16 protein-coding genes and 1 pseudogene are annotated in these 14,391 nt (G+C 58.3%); 15 read left to right on the forward strand and 2 right to left on the reverse strand.

Translation table 11 applies throughout. The annotated features are described in order from the left end of the window. The 12 genes from EN994_RS03455 to EN994_RS03510 form a co-directional block, all read left to right on the forward strand. Window positions 1-465, forward strand: a 465-nt coding sequence (locus tag EN994_RS03455) for a nitrogenase component 1 (protein ID WP_281060130.1), incomplete at its 5' end; no start/stop codon positions are given. Then, window positions 462-959, forward strand: coding sequence for a nitrogen fixation protein NifX (nifX, locus tag EN994_RS03460; protein ID WP_063169371.1), 498 nt, complete (start codon window positions 462-464; stop codon window positions 957-959). The genes EN994_RS03455 and nifX, both read left to right, overlap by 4 nt. A gap of 16 nt (window positions 960-975) precedes the next feature. Continuing rightward, window positions 976-1,455: a NifX-associated nitrogen fixation protein gene (locus EN994_RS03465; protein WP_024505267.1), complete on the forward strand. Its 480-nt coding sequence runs from the start codon at window positions 976-978 to the stop codon at window positions 1,453-1,455. Further along, entirely contained in the window at window positions 1,452-2,267 is an 816-nt protein-coding gene (locus EN994_RS03470) for a response regulator transcription factor (protein ID WP_063169370.1), read from the forward strand. Before EN994_RS03465 ends, EN994_RS03470 begins: the two co-directional genes overlap by 4 nt. A gap of 95 nt (window positions 2,268-2,362) precedes the next feature. After that, window positions 2,363-3,235: a universal stress protein gene (locus tag EN994_RS03475; protein WP_063169369.1), complete on the forward strand. Its 873-nt coding sequence runs from the start codon at window positions 2,363-2,365 to the stop codon at window positions 3,233-3,235. Between the two features lie 842 nt (window positions 3,236-4,077). Then, window positions 4,078-5,376 carry a SidA/IucD/PvdA family monooxygenase gene (locus EN994_RS03480; protein ID WP_063169368.1) on the forward strand — a complete coding sequence of 433 codons (1,299 nt, stop codon included), beginning with the start codon at window positions 4,078-4,080 and terminating at the stop codon, window positions 5,374-5,376. Window positions 5,377-5,389: 13 nt separating this feature from the next. Further along, window positions 5,390-5,767, forward strand: a complete 378-nt coding sequence (locus EN994_RS03485) for a hypothetical protein (protein WP_024505270.1) — start codon at window positions 5,390-5,392, stop codon at window positions 5,765-5,767. A gap of 272 nt (window positions 5,768-6,039) precedes the next feature. Continuing rightward, window positions 6,040-7,185: a TlpA disulfide reductase family protein gene (locus tag EN994_RS03490; protein WP_063170388.1), complete on the forward strand. Its 1,146-nt coding sequence runs from the start codon at window positions 6,040-6,042 to the stop codon at window positions 7,183-7,185. Between the two features lie 320 nt (window positions 7,186-7,505). Next, a complete protein-coding gene (locus tag EN994_RS03495) occupies window positions 7,506-7,949 on the forward strand; it encodes a DUF269 domain-containing protein (RefSeq protein ID WP_224571203.1) in 444 nt (147 codons plus the stop codon). Between the two features lie 46 nt (window positions 7,950-7,995). Further along, on the forward strand, window positions 7,996-8,199 hold the full coding sequence (locus EN994_RS03500) for a CCE_0567 family metalloprotein (protein ID WP_063169367.1): 204 nt from the start codon (window positions 7,996-7,998) through the stop codon (window positions 8,197-8,199). Beyond that, window positions 8,196-8,513, forward strand: coding sequence for a ferredoxin III, nif-specific (gene fdxB, locus EN994_RS03505; protein WP_174800308.1), 318 nt, complete (start codon window positions 8,196-8,198; stop codon window positions 8,511-8,513). Before EN994_RS03500 ends, fdxB begins: the two co-directional genes overlap by 4 nt. Continuing rightward, a complete protein-coding gene (locus EN994_RS03510) occupies window positions 8,510-8,716 on the forward strand; it encodes an exopolysaccharide production repressor protein (RefSeq protein ID WP_082826584.1) in 207 nt (68 codons plus the stop codon). The genes fdxB and EN994_RS03510 overlap by 4 nt, the downstream gene beginning before the upstream one ends. A gap of 597 nt (window positions 8,717-9,313) precedes the next feature. On the opposite strand, the gene EN994_RS03515 is transcribed toward EN994_RS03510, so the two are convergent. Further along, window positions 9,314-11,116: an ABC transporter ATP-binding protein gene (locus EN994_RS03515; RefSeq protein WP_063169366.1), complete on the reverse strand. Its 1,803-nt coding sequence runs from the start codon at window positions 11,114-11,116 to the stop codon at window positions 9,314-9,316. Here EN994_RS03515 and EN994_RS35285 point away from each other — a divergent pair. Both EN994_RS35285 and EN994_RS03520 read left to right on the forward strand, forming a co-directional pair. Beyond that, on the forward strand, window positions 11,096-11,398 hold the full coding sequence (locus EN994_RS35285) for a hypothetical protein (RefSeq protein WP_127262113.1): 303 nt from the start codon (window positions 11,096-11,098) through the stop codon (window positions 11,396-11,398). The two genes, EN994_RS03515 and EN994_RS35285, sit on opposite strands and share 21 nt — an antisense overlap. A gap of 354 nt (window positions 11,399-11,752) precedes the next feature. After that, window positions 11,753-12,499 (forward strand): LuxR family transcriptional regulator, encoded by a 747-nt coding sequence (locus EN994_RS03520; RefSeq protein WP_063169365.1) that lies wholly within the window; start codon window positions 11,753-11,755, stop codon window positions 12,497-12,499. A gap of 16 nt (window positions 12,500-12,515) precedes the next feature. Here the strand turns inward: EN994_RS03520 and EN994_RS03525 are convergent. Further along, a pseudogene (locus EN994_RS03525) lies at window positions 12,516-12,751 on the reverse strand (transposase); the annotation flags it as partial. A gap of 719 nt (window positions 12,752-13,470) precedes the next feature. Here EN994_RS03525 and EN994_RS03530 point away from each other — a divergent pair. Further along, the gene (locus tag EN994_RS03530; protein WP_224571099.1) at window positions 13,471-14,187 is read left to right on the forward strand and encodes an SPASM domain-containing protein; all 717 of its coding nucleotides are present in this window, start codon (window positions 13,471-13,473) and stop codon (window positions 14,185-14,187) included. Window positions 14,188-14,391 lie beyond the last annotated feature (204 nt).

Below are 14,391 nucleotides of genomic sequence, written 5' to 3' on the forward strand. Positions count from 1 at the left end.
CAATTGCAGGACGCGATGCTCGACGGACATTTCCATTTCGGCGGCAAGAAAATTGCCATCGCTGCCGAACCAGACCAGCTGTTCCAACTTGCGACCTTCTTTGCTGGCCTCGGCTCCGAGATAGCCGCGGCCGTCACAACGACCGACAGGTCTAAAATTCTCGAGAAAGTCCCGGCGGTTTCGGTTCAGATCGGCGATCTCGGCGATCTGGAAAGTCTTGCCGTCGGTGCTGACCTGCTTGTCACGCATTCGCACGGGCGCCAAGCATCGGAGCGGCTCCGAATTCCGCTCATGCGCATCGGGTTCCCGGTCTTCGATCGACTAGGCAGCCAGCACAAGCTCGCAATTCTCTATCAGGGCACCCGCGACATGATCTTCGAGGTCGCCAGCATCTTCCAGGCCAACCAACACGCGCCCACTCCTGAGGCGCTTGATCCACTCCGTAATCGAGAAATATCACGATGAACGCTGTTCGCCGCCTCTCGCTGGTCAGTAGTGAGGTTTTCGCCCCGATGCCTGAACGACGTAAGGGCGCATTGCGCGTTGCGATCGCCACTCAGGACATGCAGGACCTCAACGCCCATTTCGGGTCGGCCAGGCGCTTTGCTGTCTACGACGTGACGCGCGAGGAATGGAATCTCGTAGAAGCCGTGGCCTTCGATGACGTGTCCGATGAAAGCGGGGAGCATCGGGCCGAGCGCGATGATCGCATCACGCCAAAGGTGGATGCGCTCAAGGGCTGTCAGATCCTGTTTTGTCTGGCAATTGGCGGCCCTTCGGCAGCCAAGCTTGTCGCGGCAAAAATCCACCCGATCAAAGTGGCGGAGCCCCAATCGATCCCACAGGTGCTCTTGCGCACGCAGATGATGCTCAGGACGTGTCCTCCGCCTTGGCTGCGCAAGGTGCTGGCGCGAGCGGGCATTGCCGAAAAGAAACCGTCCTTCGAGGACGAGGACTGAAAAGAGGAGGACGCCAATGCCTGACCCCGCAATCCCCCCAGCTGTCGCCGAAGACGAGGCGGCTCTTTGCACCCCGTTCGTCAAATGCCTCGTGCGGCTGATCCGTTCTCAGGATTCCTATGGCTCGTGGGAACGCAAAGCGGACGCTGAGCTGCTGGGCGACTTCATCATTACCAAGGAACAGCGCCGAGGGATCCCAATCATCGGAGATCCCGATCCCGACGTGCTGTGGAGGCTCGACAAGTACTACGCCGCCATCGGGCTTGCGATCGAGGAGCGCTGCGGCCTTATGGCATCGCCGATGATCCAGGTGAGCCATGAGGGTTTTGGTCGGGTGCTTTTCACGACCGGACGGCTGGTCGTTTTGTCCAAAACGCTGCGCGATGTCCACCGGTTTGGCTTCGAGACGCTCCTGAAGCTCGCCACGGCCGGTACGAAGCTGGTCGACGATGCGATTTCAGTCATCGAAACCTTTCCCCACGTGGCGCTGGCATGATGGGCGCGATTTTCGAGAAAGGCCATCATGACGGACCCGAGAAACTATGTTGGCCAGTCCCCTCGATCCAGGGACTCGAGGCCGACCAGGTTGTTGGGGTATCGCCGATGAAGAAGCCGCTGGTCCTGATCTGCTCGCAAGATGCCGAGTTCTATCTGCTCTACAGCCACATACTGGAGGTTGACGGTTTCAGCAGTGAGACGGCAGACGGCGCGAAGGCTGCGCTGGCCTTGGCCGAACAACGGGAGCTTCAGGCCGTAGTGCTGGATTGCGACCCAGCCAGCATAAACGGGTCCGCAATTTGCGCCCACCTCAAGCGGGAACCGCGCACCACCGACCTGCCTATCATCGCCCTGATCGCGCCTGGCGCCGAGCACCAGCACCTCGATCTCTTGAAGGCAGGCGTTGAGAGCTTTGTGCGGCCGGTGGCTCCGGCCAAGCTGCTCGACTGCCTGCGGGCGAGGCTCGGGCTGACCAAGCGTGGTCCGAACGGGGTTGAAAACGACAGTTGGATTTGTTGTGGAGGCCTGGAGATGAAGCTCGATGCCCATCGGGTTCGCGGTAATGGCCACGACATCCATCTCGGACGGATCGATTTCAACGTGCTGCGGCTTATGATTGAGGCCCCCGGCAAGGTCTTCAGCCGGGACGAGCTTATCGGGGCGGCCTGGCTGCCCAACATTCATGTCGGTGCACGCACCGTCGATGTCCATATCAGCCGAATCAGGAGGGCGCTGAAAACGGCCTTGCCCGGCAGCGTCATTCGCACCGTCAGGTCGGCCGGCTACTCGCTCGAGAAGCCGGACGACTGAAATCGGTGATCGAACGTGGTGCCGCTCTCTCTTCCTCCTGAGAGCGGTGTTGCCGCTTTGAGGCGCTCCTAACGAAGACCAGGAGAAGCAGGCAAATGGAATTTAAAAGCATATTCAGTGTGACGGGTGCTGATCATTCTGATGAGGACCTCACAACAGCTGCCGGACTGTGTGCCGAGGTCGGCGCGCACCTATCGGTACTCATTATACCGCCTCCATTGCTCTTGATGTCGTCTCCGCCCCCCGAATGGAATACAGGACGTGCACAGGCAATTGCAGTACCGAACTATCGATTTCAGCAAATCGAGAAATTTTCACAGGACGTGACCAGAATGGAAAGACGGTCCGCGGATATCCTCAAAAGGCTGAAAGCTATGTCGCTTTCCTGTGACGTTGACACCGACTATTGCGATCCGGCTAGCCTCGGTGAAGTGGCACGACAGCGGGCGCTCTGCGCTGACCTGACGATCGTTGGAGGAGACCTCCTCAACGATGAGACTCTCGGACCTCCTGTTGTCAACGGCTGCTTGTTCGATAGCGGAAAGCCGGTGCTCATCGTGCCGAAGGGCGTTAAGGCGACGCTGTCGCCTCGACGCGTGCTGGTCGGCTGGGATTCGCGTGTAGAGGCCTCGCGTGCGGTTCGGGAAGCTCTTAGTATCCTATCCGCTGCCAAGGAAGTCTGTGTCGCTATGGTCGATCCAAAGGCGCAAAACAACGGGAAAGGCGCGCAGTCTGGAGCTGACATCGCTGCCTATCTTACTCGGCACGGTGCTCGGGTCTCCGTTGACCTGCTTAAGAGCGCCGGCAAATCGGCGGGCACAGTGCTGACCCAGCACGCGAACGACATCTGTGCTGACATGATGGTTATGGGTGCTTATGGCAGCCGTGGGCTGCGTGAGCGGATTTTCGGCGGTCCGCCGAGCTGGAGCTTTGGGAAGACCACATTGCCGCTGTTTTTGGCTCGCTGATCAGCTCCGTAGGAACACCGATCAGGTCGTAGGACCGCCAACCAGTCCGAAGTCGTCGTCGGTTACCGGTCGGATTGCGGAGACATGGCTGGATCCGCGAACATCTTGCGACGCTTGTCAGAGCCAAACCGGACGCCTCGACTGCTTCACGACGCTCTCGTGAACCAACTCGTGCGAGATCGTCCGCAACGGGCAGTAAAGACGAACGGCTGCAGCAGACCGCAGCCAAGCCACAGGGCGGGTGTACCAGGAGACCCCGCCTCGTGCGCGAACCCTGTTGGAAGGCCCCTTATCAGTACCCGGACGCGCGTCAAATCGGCGGCTGTCCCTGTCAGCCTGCGGTGTGCAAGGGCCGCTGCCGCGGAGCTTCCCCTGCCCGATCGTCGGGCGTGCGACAATGTCGGATTCCAGACGAGCTGGAACTGCGCGAACTCGTTGGTTTGACAGGTCTTTATCCGGCACGCCGCATGCATGGGAGTCTCCGAAAGCATTAAGAGCCGTTATCCATGGTTACGCCCCTCGAAAGAAAGAGCCGCTTCCGTCGTGGCAGGGAAACAGCCACTCCTGGGGTGGAGGCCGGCGCTAGAAGCCGCCGTAAGATCCGGAAGAGCCGCGCGACAGCATCACACACTTTCCTTCTGCTCTTGGGTTCGGATCACGCCGCGCCGCTGTCGATGCCGCCGACATTGAGCCCAAGACCTGGAAGGCGGCACACGCTTTTGCTGTCCTCTCAGTCGGGACCGCGGCTCAAGCATGCCTGTGAGGTTCGCATTGCTCAATGCCCGGCAATCGACGTCAACATGCCGCTGAGTTGGAAAACACTCCTAGAGGAGTAAGGATAAGTGGACCTCTTTTGTATTGGTGTGGGTGCTGGACCATCTAATTTGAGCCTTGCGTGTCAGATACAGGAAGAGATTGCGCAAGGGGCACTGTTCCTGGACCGGGAGGTCGATTTCCGAGGACATCCAGGCAGCGCTTTCGATTGCGCGGAGCTCCAGGTCGGCCACTTCCAGGATCTGGTTACTCTGGTCAATCCGCGATCAGCCTACACATTCGTAAACTACCTCCACGAGAACGGGCGTCTTTACAATTTCCTCAATGCGCAATTTCACGGGGTGCTTAGAGCCGAGTTCGCCCAATATCTCAACTGGGCGTTCCAGAAGAATCCGCTTGTCCGTGGCGGCGAGGCCGTTCGCGAAATCCGCTTTGACGGCGAGTTTCGCGTGCGGACGGACAACGCGGTCCTTGATGCAAGAAACCTCGTCATCGACATAGGCAAGCAGGCGCAAATTCCGCCTCAGTTTCATGGCTGGACTGGACCCAACCTGTTCCACTCATCTGAGTTGGCCCACATCAATCCTGAGGTGCAAAAAAAGCATGTCTGCGTTGTTGGCGGCGGACAGTCGGGAGCCGAGCTGCTACTGCACCTTGTCGGCCGGCCGAAAGAACGGCGGCCCGCGGCGATCACATGGGTCTTGACGCGCGAGATGCCTTTCGACGACCACGCGTTCACAAACGGGCTGTTCACGCCATGCTTCTCGGATCGTTTTGCTGCGATGAGCGAGGTGCATCGACAGCTGTTCCTGCGGCGTTTCGCGCTTGCCTCCGAGGGCATTTCAGAAAGCAAGTTGCGCGCGGTCTATCAGGCGCTCTACCACCACGCCTTTCTCGAGCCACACCAATGCGAGATCACATTGCGGCCAAGTTGCAACGTGTCGCGCTGCATCAATGCCGGAGCAGGGCACAGGCTCACGCTGCAACGCGGCTTGGACAACATCGGAGAAGTAACCGCCGATATCGTCATCCTGGCCACCGGGTACGAGAAACCGCTGCCGGGTTTCCTAGAACCGATCGCAGATCGCCTCGAACAGATCGGCAATGAGCTCGCCATCGGCGAGGATTTTTCGGTGTACTGGGACGGACCGCGAGACCGACGCCTTTTCGTTCAGAACGCCTGCCTTGGACAGCGCGGGCTGGCTGATCCGAACTTTGGGCTGCTGGCCTGGCGAGCGCGCCGCATCCTTGACAGCCTTCTGCGGCGCGCGCCATGCGCCAATCCCGAGCATCTAGGGTTCATCAACCGTCCCTTGACGGAGTGCTGGCCCGACCTCGGAGTCGAACAAATGGGCAGCGGGATATGATTCGTCGATATTGATGATCGGCGGTGGCATTCAGGAAAGATTTCCGCCTCTGGCGGCAAAAGCGGGACGAGCAATATTCCTACGGCGTCAGATCGCTCTGCTCGCGCTTGAGCAAGGTAGCGTCGCGCGACTCCTGCTTGGCGTGAAACAGCAAAGGGCATTCAATCACGATGCAGCTTTACGTGCTGTCGGGCTCAACGCCACGTGGATCGAGCCCAACGCCGCCGTTGGCAACCGCGACGCGAATTATGACGCCGGGCCACATGCGGCGGTGGCTGCAAGGGTACCGAGCCTCTCCCGCACTTTCGACCCCATCGCCGAAGTGCGACTACTCCAGGACGCCGAAGCCGGTCTTATCGCCAGCGGGCCAGCCAAACTCTCACCTTCCTAAACGGCAGCCGCTAAGGTGAGCCGTCGAAAGCCGACATTCAGGTTAACGTCAGCTGGCCGTGTTAGGGCTCGCTTATTCAAGGCGGTACCGGCGCTTGCCGAAGCTAAGAAGGGTTGGCATGCCCTTTGCCGTGCTTGATGTGCGGCAACACGGTGAGAGCTCCGCTGAAGCAAGCGAGAGGGAGCAATGCCCTCGAGACCGTGTCCGATTTTGACTGGAAAATATTCCGCGACAAAAGAGACGAAAGGTGTGGAATGACTTTGGACACCAAGATGGAACTGCGTATGGGGTCCCCGGCTCCTGCGCTGAAAGTGGAGAACTGGCTGCGTGGCGAGCCCCTCACGAGCCTTCGGCCCGGCAAGGTCTACCTCGTTGAATTTTGGGCGACTTGGTGCCGACCATGTGTCCACGCCATGCCCCATTTGATCGAACTGCAGGAGAAATATAAAGACAGCGGATTTGAGATTATCGGAGTCGCAGCTTGCGAAAAGGCTGCAACCGCGGACGAAGCGCGGACCAACGTGGATGCCTGGCTGACCGAGAAGTTCCCGAATCTGAATTATCGGACAGCGTTCGATTGCACTGGCGAAATGAAAAAGCTCTGGCTGGAACCCAGCTCTTCGTTCGGGATTCCCACCTCGTTCGTGGTCGACCGCGACGGCCACATCGCTTATATCGGCCACCCGGCACCTCTCGATGACGTTTTGCCGAAAGTCCTTAACGGCAGCTGGCGCAGCAGCTATGAAGCGAAAGCCGTCGATGCAAAGCGAATCTCGCGTGTGCGCGAATCGTCGCTGAGTCAGCCGATATACGCCAAACTTGGGCCGGCGATGCAGGACGAGGATTGGGCAGCGGCACTATTGGCCATCGAAGAAGGCCTCGCCGTGATGCCAGACTCTTTTGATTTTCGGCGGGTTCATGCGGATATTCTGCTTCACAAGCTGCGCGACATCAAAACCGGCTTGCCGCTTATGCGCGAATTGGTCGAGGACGCGATCAACAAAAAGTTCGAAGCGATGTCTTGGGTGGTGATGGCGCTGAACCAACTCTTCCATCCCACGATCGACAACTCCCATCTTCCGCATGATGATCGCTTTGCGATGGGCAAGGAGCTCTCCGAACAGATCCTGGAACTTAATCCTCCGCAAGGCGATGGAGACTTTAAATTCGGGTGTTACTTTCCGGTCGCTCAGTATTATTACGAGAGCGGCAACAAGGACCGGGCGATCGAGTTGATCGAGGTGGCAATCAAATCGCTGGACCATTCGGAGCCAGTGCCGGACCAAACCAAACAGCGCTACCTCACCTCGTTGCTCCAAGCCCTGGCCAACTACACGGGTGAGCCTGCCTGTCACGCGGGTCTCTGTGTGGCTCCGCAAAACAAGACTTCCGAAACTCAAAACGCTGTCACTTCCTGAGCAAGGATCGCGAAGGGCATGACAATTGGAATTGAACACCGGCAAATCCGCCCGCCCAGGCGCACTTCGCAGCAATAACGTCGATGCCGCAAAAGTGCGCGGCTTGCGGCAGGTGGAATTTCCATTGCGTTTACCTCGGGTCGAACCGCGGCGCAGGCGTTCGCGCCGCGGTGAAAGGTCTCGCATTGGTGGACGTGCTCGAGGTCGGCCACGGGACACTGTTGCGTGGGATCGGCTCGCCCAAGCCATTCCCCGCCCACGCAAGCGCCCGAACCACACATCGCAGAAAAAGAGATCGTCCTTCAAGAGGAGTACTGAAATTGGGGAAAAGCGAAATTCCTCATGAACCGGTTGGCCCTGCTGTCCACGGGGACGACGAGGCCCTTGCTTCCCCGTTCGTCAAATGCCTCCTGCGGCTCATTCGTACTCAGGATTCCTTCGGCTTATGGGAAGGCCATTCGGATGCCGAGCTGCTGGCCGAGTTCATCATCACCAAGCAACAGCAACGTGCGGTACCCTTTGGCGGCGATCCCGATCCTGACGCGCTGTGGAGGCTCGACATGTTTTACACCGCCGTAGCGCTTGCGATCGAGGAGCGCTCCGGCGTGTCGACGTCGCCGACAATAGAAATGAAACCCGTGGGGGCTTCCGGCGGTTGGGCGTTCTGTCGAGACGTCCACCGGTTCGGCTTCGAGACTTTCCGCAAACTTGCTGAGGCCGGTACGAAACTGGTCGACGATGCGACTGCAGCCATTGAAGCCTAGCCCGAGATGGAGCGCATCAACAAAACCATTGTTCCAGGAAGGATCTATGTCAGACCTAGATAAGATGAGGAAGAAAGTCCGAAAGCTCCAGTTGCGTGCAGCTATTGCCAAGATGGCATTGCAGGACCTTGTCGAGGGTCTGCCGGGCAAGTGGGCCGACATACAGGAAGTCGCCGAGAAAACCCAAGCCGTTTATGCCGAGTTGGATGTTGCCAAGAGAGAACTCGCTTCAATGAAGAATTTAGGATGATGCGCACATTCACCACCCGTGACGGCTCCATTTGGATGCCGTCGTACCTGACCTCCATCGATAGCAAGACCTGCATCGGCTGCTGCCGTTGTTTCAAGGTCTGCTCGCGCGATGTCATGCATCTTCACGGCGTTGATGATGCGGGTGAAATCCTCGGCCCCTGCGATGACGAGGACGACGATTTCGACGGCAAGCTCAATCGCATGATCATGGTTGTCGATGATGCCGGCCGCTGCATAGGCTGCGGAGCCTGCGGCCGCGTCTGCCCCAAGAACTGCCAGACGCATGTTGCGGCCGACGAGCTCGCAACATGATCTGGCGAAAACCAGGAGAACGGCGTTGCACTTCATCTTTTTGTCGGCTCGTGGGGCTGGTCCTGTGCAGCAATGCGTCGATGGTTTACTTCGCTTTGGATTCGATCCGTGTGGCAGTCGTCACGACGCTGGCCTGTTCGCTGCTGCTTCAGGCCTGCTATTTCGGCTGCGTGCTCTTTTTCGCGGACGTCGATGATCTGTAGAACTGTTCATTCGCTCCGCAGAGGGCCGGCGAATCCAATCTCTTCCTAAGCCCGTTGGCCGTAATCGAAAGACACGGGGCCGGCGAGTTCGTGCTCAGCTGCCACTGTGCTAGCAAGGGAACGGAATCCAATCCCGGAGCAGATGGCCAGAGTTGAGCGAAGACTGCGGTCGGAGCTCCTGCGCTTCCGGGTCTCCAAGGGGACGACTTTGCGAACCGAAGGGACTTTGAACCGTTGACGTGGCCAGCGTGCGGTAGGTTGGGCCAGCGACAGGGATCCCGGCCGGCCGGGAAGCACCGCCCTCTCAATGTGCGTTGACTTCGCTTCCTTTGGCGAAATGTGGGTAACGGCGAGGGCCGCACTCTTCCCGGGCCGTCGACATTCCCGCCCTTTTGGTGCGTGCGCCGTTAGGCGCGACAATTCGGTGCCCGCGTGTAACTGCGCGCATTCGCCGAAGCTTAGACGTGGTGCATTCCCGCTCGCCCGTTTGGCGGACAGTTCCGGCCGTGCTGGTTTTGCCGCCTAACGCCCGCCGCTCGTCACTGCCACACCCCTCTCCGGCAACGGCTCGGCGCATCGCGCAAGCCGGTTTAGCGATCAGGCCAGGCCCTTCGCGAGTTCCAACGCCTGCCGTTCGAAGAGGCGGCGGTAAATGCCACCATCGAGATTGATCAGGGCGGCATGATCGCCGTCCTCCATGATGCGGCCACGGTCGAAGACGAGCAGCCGATCGAGCGAGCGGACCGTCGACAGCCGGTGTGCGATGACGAGTGTGGTTCGGCCCACCATCAACCGATCCACCGCTTGTTGAATGAGCACCTCGGATTCCGAATCGAGGCTCGATGTGGCCTCGTCCAGAATAAGGATCGGCGCGTTCGCGAGGAAGGCGCGCGCGATCGCCACGCGCTGGCGCTCGCCGCCGGAGAGCTTCAAACCCCTTTCGCCGACCAATGTCCCATAGCCCTTCGGCAGGGGCGCGATGAATTCGTGGGCACTTGCCAGTCGTGCCGCTTGCTCGATCTCGGCCTGGCTCGCGCCAGGCCGGCCATAGGCGATGTTCTCGGCAAGCGACCTGTGAAACAGGATCGGCTCCTGCTGCACGATCGCGATCTGCGAACGAAGGGACTCTTGGGTCACCTCCGAGACGTCCTGACCGTCTATCAGGATCCGGCCGCCGCTCAGGTCGTAGAGTCTCTGGATCAGCTTCACGAATGTTGTCTTGCCGGAACCGGAGGGTCCAACCAACCCAACCCTTTCGCCAGCTTCAATCGACAGCGAACATTCGCTATAGAGCGGCAGGGGATGGTTGGCGTAGCGGAAGTGGACGTTCTCGAAATCGATACGGCCGTTCGTGATCCGGATCGGCTTGGCCTCTGGACGATCGGCAACATCCACCTGCTGATTGTGGATGGCCACCAGTTCTTCCATATCATTAACCGAGTGCTGCACGTTGCGGACATGCATGCCGGCATCACGCAGATAGCCCTGCAGGACGATGAAGGACGTGAGAACATATGCTATCTCGCCCGGCGTTGCCTGTCCATGCGACCACAGAAGCAGGGCATATCCGACCACCGCCACCCTGAGCGCAACCAAAGTTACGCCTTGGGTTGAGCCGATGATCGTTCCGCGCACCCAGCTCCGGCGCGCGCGGTGCCGCCATTTCGTCATGATATTTGCAAGCCGCTCGTCTTCGCGAACCTCTGCGCCGAAGCCCTTGACCACAGCGTTGCAACTGACCGCGTCCGCAAGCGCGCCGCTGAGCCTTGTGTCCCATCGGTTGGCAAGGCTCGCCGCTGGCGCGACATAGCCGAGCGACAGCGAAATCGAAAACGCAAGGTAGACGAGAGAGCCGCAAGCAAAGATCACGCCCATGACCGGCCAGTGCCAGCCGAGCAGCACCGTCGAGCCGATCAAGATGACAAACGACGGGAGCAGCGTGACGAGTATCGTGCTGTTGAGGAGGTCGAGCGCCCACATGCCGCGCGTTATCTTGCGCACTGTCGAGCCGGCGAAGCTGTTTGCATGCCAGTCTGTCGAAAAGCGCTGCACATGATGGAACGCTTCGGTCGCGACGTCGGAAATCATTTTCAACACCAGGTCGCTCAGGCCAATGAAGGCGACGTGGCGCATGGCAATGCCACCGAGTGCCAATGCAATCGGTACAGAGAATGCTGCAACAGCTGAATCCGAAGCTGGTGCTGCCGCATTAGCAGCACGAGAAACAGCGTCGATGAGTCGGCCAGAATAGAGCGGCATCAACACGTCAGCCAGCGTGGAGGCGAGCATCGCGGTCATGATGATCGCGAGCCGGGCCGGCTGCCTGTTCCAGAGGCGAACAGTGAAGGCGAAAACGTCGCGACAAGTGGCGCCGCGCCCATGGACGGGGAAACGTCTCATAGTTTCCAAGCGGGCGCATCAACACGCTCGGTCCCAAAGACGATAAAAGACAAAACTGGAATTTCGACCTCCCCCATAACAGCATCAATTTTGGCGGGCAGCTCTTGCCGCCTCACGACGGTGAGTTCAAAAGTCGTGCCAACTGAGCGGGAACATCCGAAGGACAAATTCAGCAGGTTACCGAGCCTGGAGAAAGTCAGCCGCCATCCAGTCGATACGATTGCTACGGCTGCTCAACTCGGGAGATTGGAAAAGAAGGTCGATGTATCGATTGAATTTTGAGCTTGTTCTTGCCTCGATCAAATAAGTACAGTTGCAATGCAGCTTTCTCAGGCCCGGCACTTAGGTGCTGATTTCAAAAGCGCGCCGCGAATACTTTCCTGCCCATATTCCGTCAATCGAATGCTCGACTGTCGGATTGTGCGCTCCCCGACACAGTGCTGTCGGTTCGCCTCCTGGGTACCTCCCCCGTCGATTGACGACCTGAAGGAGAAGCTTCGCTCGCAAGCTGGCACGACTCTTGAGGGTACTCCAGGTGGCGGAAGGAACTCCGGCTCGAGTCCCGTTGACTTCGGATGTTGCGAGGCTGGGTTGGAGCAAACTGTGCACCAATGAGAACGCAATGAAGGAGACATCATGGAACTCCGGCGGATTGCGGTGGAGTTAGACCTATTCCTCAAGATGACTGATGATGTCGCTCAATCCGAACAGTTGTTCGAACTGTTGTCTGCGTTTGCGCTGAATTTCGATTGCCCGTGGATTGCCTATGGGCCGCTCGCATCAGAGAGGGCTTTCAAGCCGAACCGGGAGGGTTCTGTGGTGATGTGGAATTATCCTGCTGAATGGCAGGAGCGCTACTCGAGAATGGGCTATGCCAAAATAGACCCCCTCATCAAGAAAGGTCGAAAGGAGGCGGGACCCTTTCGATGGAGCGAGGTGTATACTGATGAAAACATAACTGAAGATGGACGCCGCGTCTTGGACGAAGCAGCAACATTCGGCTTGAGGTCAGGCGTTACCGTCCCATTACATGGCCCTGGTGGCAGCTTTAGGTTTGTGAGTTTTGCTCAATCCTCGGACTGCGAATTGCAGAATAGAGCGATCACCTACCTGCAAATGGCCGCGCTGCGGTTTCATCGGATGGTTACGAAGTTCGACACTACGACTGCGTCGGAACGAGCTCATAACCTGTCTCCGAGAGAAATAGAGTGCATTGATTTGGTGTCACAAGGAAAATCATCTTGGGAAATAGGAACTATTTTAGGCAGATCACGAAATACGATAGATTTCCATTTAAAAAATGTAATGCGGAAGTTGGATGCGACCAGCAGAACGGTAGCTGTTGTAAAAGCTTTGAACCTTGGGATTATCCAACCGCCGTAGGTGCGCAGCTAGTTCTCCGCCCGTAGTAGCGCGCGTGATAGCCGAGACGCTCCGGCGTGCGCTCGCTCTTCGAAGCACCCAGCGCCTCGTCCATCTCGGCCTCGAGCACCTCCTGCATCACGGCGCGAATCACCTCGTGCAATCCATCCGGCTTCGAAAGCAAAATGTCGTTGACGCTGCTACGGCGGATTTATCTTCAGGCTTGGTCCTGGTGGCGATGCTGAGTTCGCTTCGCTGAGATTGGGCGGTCATGACAGGGTGGTGTTCAATGTCACCGATTCCTGGAAGAAATTACCATCCGTATTAAGCGACTGACGATGAGTGATGTGTGTCCAAAATCTGACAGCTGTCAGAAAACATTTCGGGTTCAATACAGCGGAGCGTCTTAGCCCTGTCGGGCTTTTCGAAGCCTATCTCGCAGTAACTGCGCGCCAGGCGCACTAGCTCGGCCTTTGCTGGTCGATGTGCGGCAATATAGTGTGAGGGCTGACCCGCATGAGAACACGGAACTCGCTCGATGAAGGATGATCGACGGCATCCAGAAAGCTTCTCTCCGGCGGGTTCGAGGGTGCTGCGCGCGCATCTCGGCGACGGGCCAGCGACCAACGGTTGAGGCTACATCTCCGGAGCGAGTGATGCCTCGAAAGATGCAATGCTGTCTCTGGTCCGACGCGCTGGAAGTTTGTGAAGGGTCGGCCCGGCAAATCGGTGAACCGGGCGGCTTAGGCTGCCAAAAAGGGTAGATGTCTGCGTTGCCTCGGTAGATCAGCAGGCGGTATCAGAAAGCCAAAGGCACACGCACACCATCGTGGCGCTTCGCAGGAAGTAGATGGGAGTAATCACCAGTGATTTTACCGGAACTTCGCTCAGCAAACACAGCCGGCAGGGTTTTGGAGATAACGACGACCACGGGATGCGTCGTAGGATGTTCATATTGTCCCCAGGACAAGTTCGCGGTCCGGCAAAGAAAAGTGTCTCATGCGAGTCATCTGGATCTTGAAGATTTCAAGCGGTGTCTGGCCCGCGTACCGACTTCCGTCGACATTGGTTTTGCGGGATACTCCGAACCTTGGCTCAATCCGGACTGTACCGAAATGGTGGAGCACGCCTTCGCCAAAGGCCATGGCATCAGGATTTTTACGACGCTGGTGGGAATGAACGGGCAGGACCTGCAGCGATTGCAAGCCTTGCGCTTGGGCGTATTCGTGGTCCATGTTTTCGATGACGGCACCTACATGAACAGCCGCCTGGTCGGAGACAAGTATCGCGATCTGGTTCGTCAACTCGTCGACGCGGACATCCCCTTGATCCGATTCGTGGCCTTGGGCGAGCCCCACCCAGATATAGCCGACATTATTCCTACCGAAGCCCTGATAAAAGCGCGGCCGGTGAGCAGTAGGGGTGGAAGCGTCGACCCTAAGATCGTTGCACCACGTCAGCCAGTGGTCGGAGCCCTAACCTGCGTGGACGCACGACAGTATCGGAATGTTCTTCTTCCAAACGGCGACGTTACCCTGTGCTCTATGGATTTTGAACGGCGTCACGTATTGGGCAACCTTCTATATGAGGGTTACTCCGCTCTGTTTGAAAAGCCAGTTTTTCGCGAAATCGTCGACCGCATGAATGGAGCAGATGGTTTTCTGCTTTGCAGGATGTGTGAATTCGCCGACCCAAACGACCGGACCTGAGTGCATGCCGGCCGAGAGGGCGTGCCTGGCAGTGCGGATGGCCCCACGACAGATGCACCTGCCCGCGACGCCATCGTGTTTTCACGTTACGCCAGTATGTTCCTGTAGGCGCGGCAGTGGGCCTCGAGCATTTCGGAGACGAGCTCATCGAAAGGTCTTCGCCTTCCAACCGAGCTTGTCGGCCTGCCTAGCTTGAGGTAACGC

Source organism: Mesorhizobium sp. M7A.F.Ca.CA.002.09.1.1 (assembly GCF_003998555.1).
GTDB classification, from domain to species: domain Bacteria; phylum Pseudomonadota; class Alphaproteobacteria; order Rhizobiales; family Rhizobiaceae; genus Mesorhizobium; species Mesorhizobium ciceri.

Bases quoted from the DNA above. Each gene is read 5' to 3' on its own strand.
- EN994_RS03485 (WP_024505270.1), top strand. From the start codon at position 5,390: ATGATCGGCGGTGGCATTCAGGAAAGATTTCCGCCTCTGGCGGCAAAA.
- EN994_RS03490 (WP_063170388.1), top strand. From the start codon at position 6,040: ATGGAACTGCGTATGGGGTCCCCGGCTCCTGCGCTGAAAGTGGAGAAC.
- EN994_RS03510 (WP_082826584.1), top strand. From the start codon at position 8,510: ATGATCTGGCGAAAACCAGGAGAACGGCGTTGCACTTCATCTTTTTGT.
- EN994_RS35285 (WP_127262113.1), top strand. From the start codon at position 11,096: ATGGACGGGGAAACGTCTCATAGTTTCCAAGCGGGCGCATCAACACGC.
- EN994_RS03515 (WP_063169366.1), bottom strand. From the start codon at position 11,116: ATGAGACGTTTCCCCGTCCATGGGCGCGGCGCCACTTGTCGCGACGTT.
- nifX (WP_063169371.1), top strand. From the start codon at position 462: ATGAACGCTGTTCGCCGCCTCTCGCTGGTCAGTAGTGAGGTTTTCGCC.
- EN994_RS03475 (WP_063169369.1), top strand. From the start codon at position 2,363: ATGGAATTTAAAAGCATATTCAGTGTGACGGGTGCTGATCATTCTGAT.
- EN994_RS03500 (WP_063169367.1), top strand. From the start codon at position 7,996: ATGTCAGACCTAGATAAGATGAGGAAGAAAGTCCGAAAGCTCCAGTTG.
- EN994_RS03470 (WP_063169370.1), top strand. From the start codon at position 1,452: ATGATGGGCGCGATTTTCGAGAAAGGCCATCATGACGGACCCGAGAAA.
- EN994_RS03465 (WP_024505267.1), top strand. From the start codon at position 976: ATGCCTGACCCCGCAATCCCCCCAGCTGTCGCCGAAGACGAGGCGGCT.
- fdxB (WP_174800308.1), top strand. From the start codon at position 8,196: ATGATGCGCACATTCACCACCCGTGACGGCTCCATTTGGATGCCGTCG.
- EN994_RS03520 (WP_063169365.1), top strand. From the start codon at position 11,753: ATGGAACTCCGGCGGATTGCGGTGGAGTTAGACCTATTCCTCAAGATG.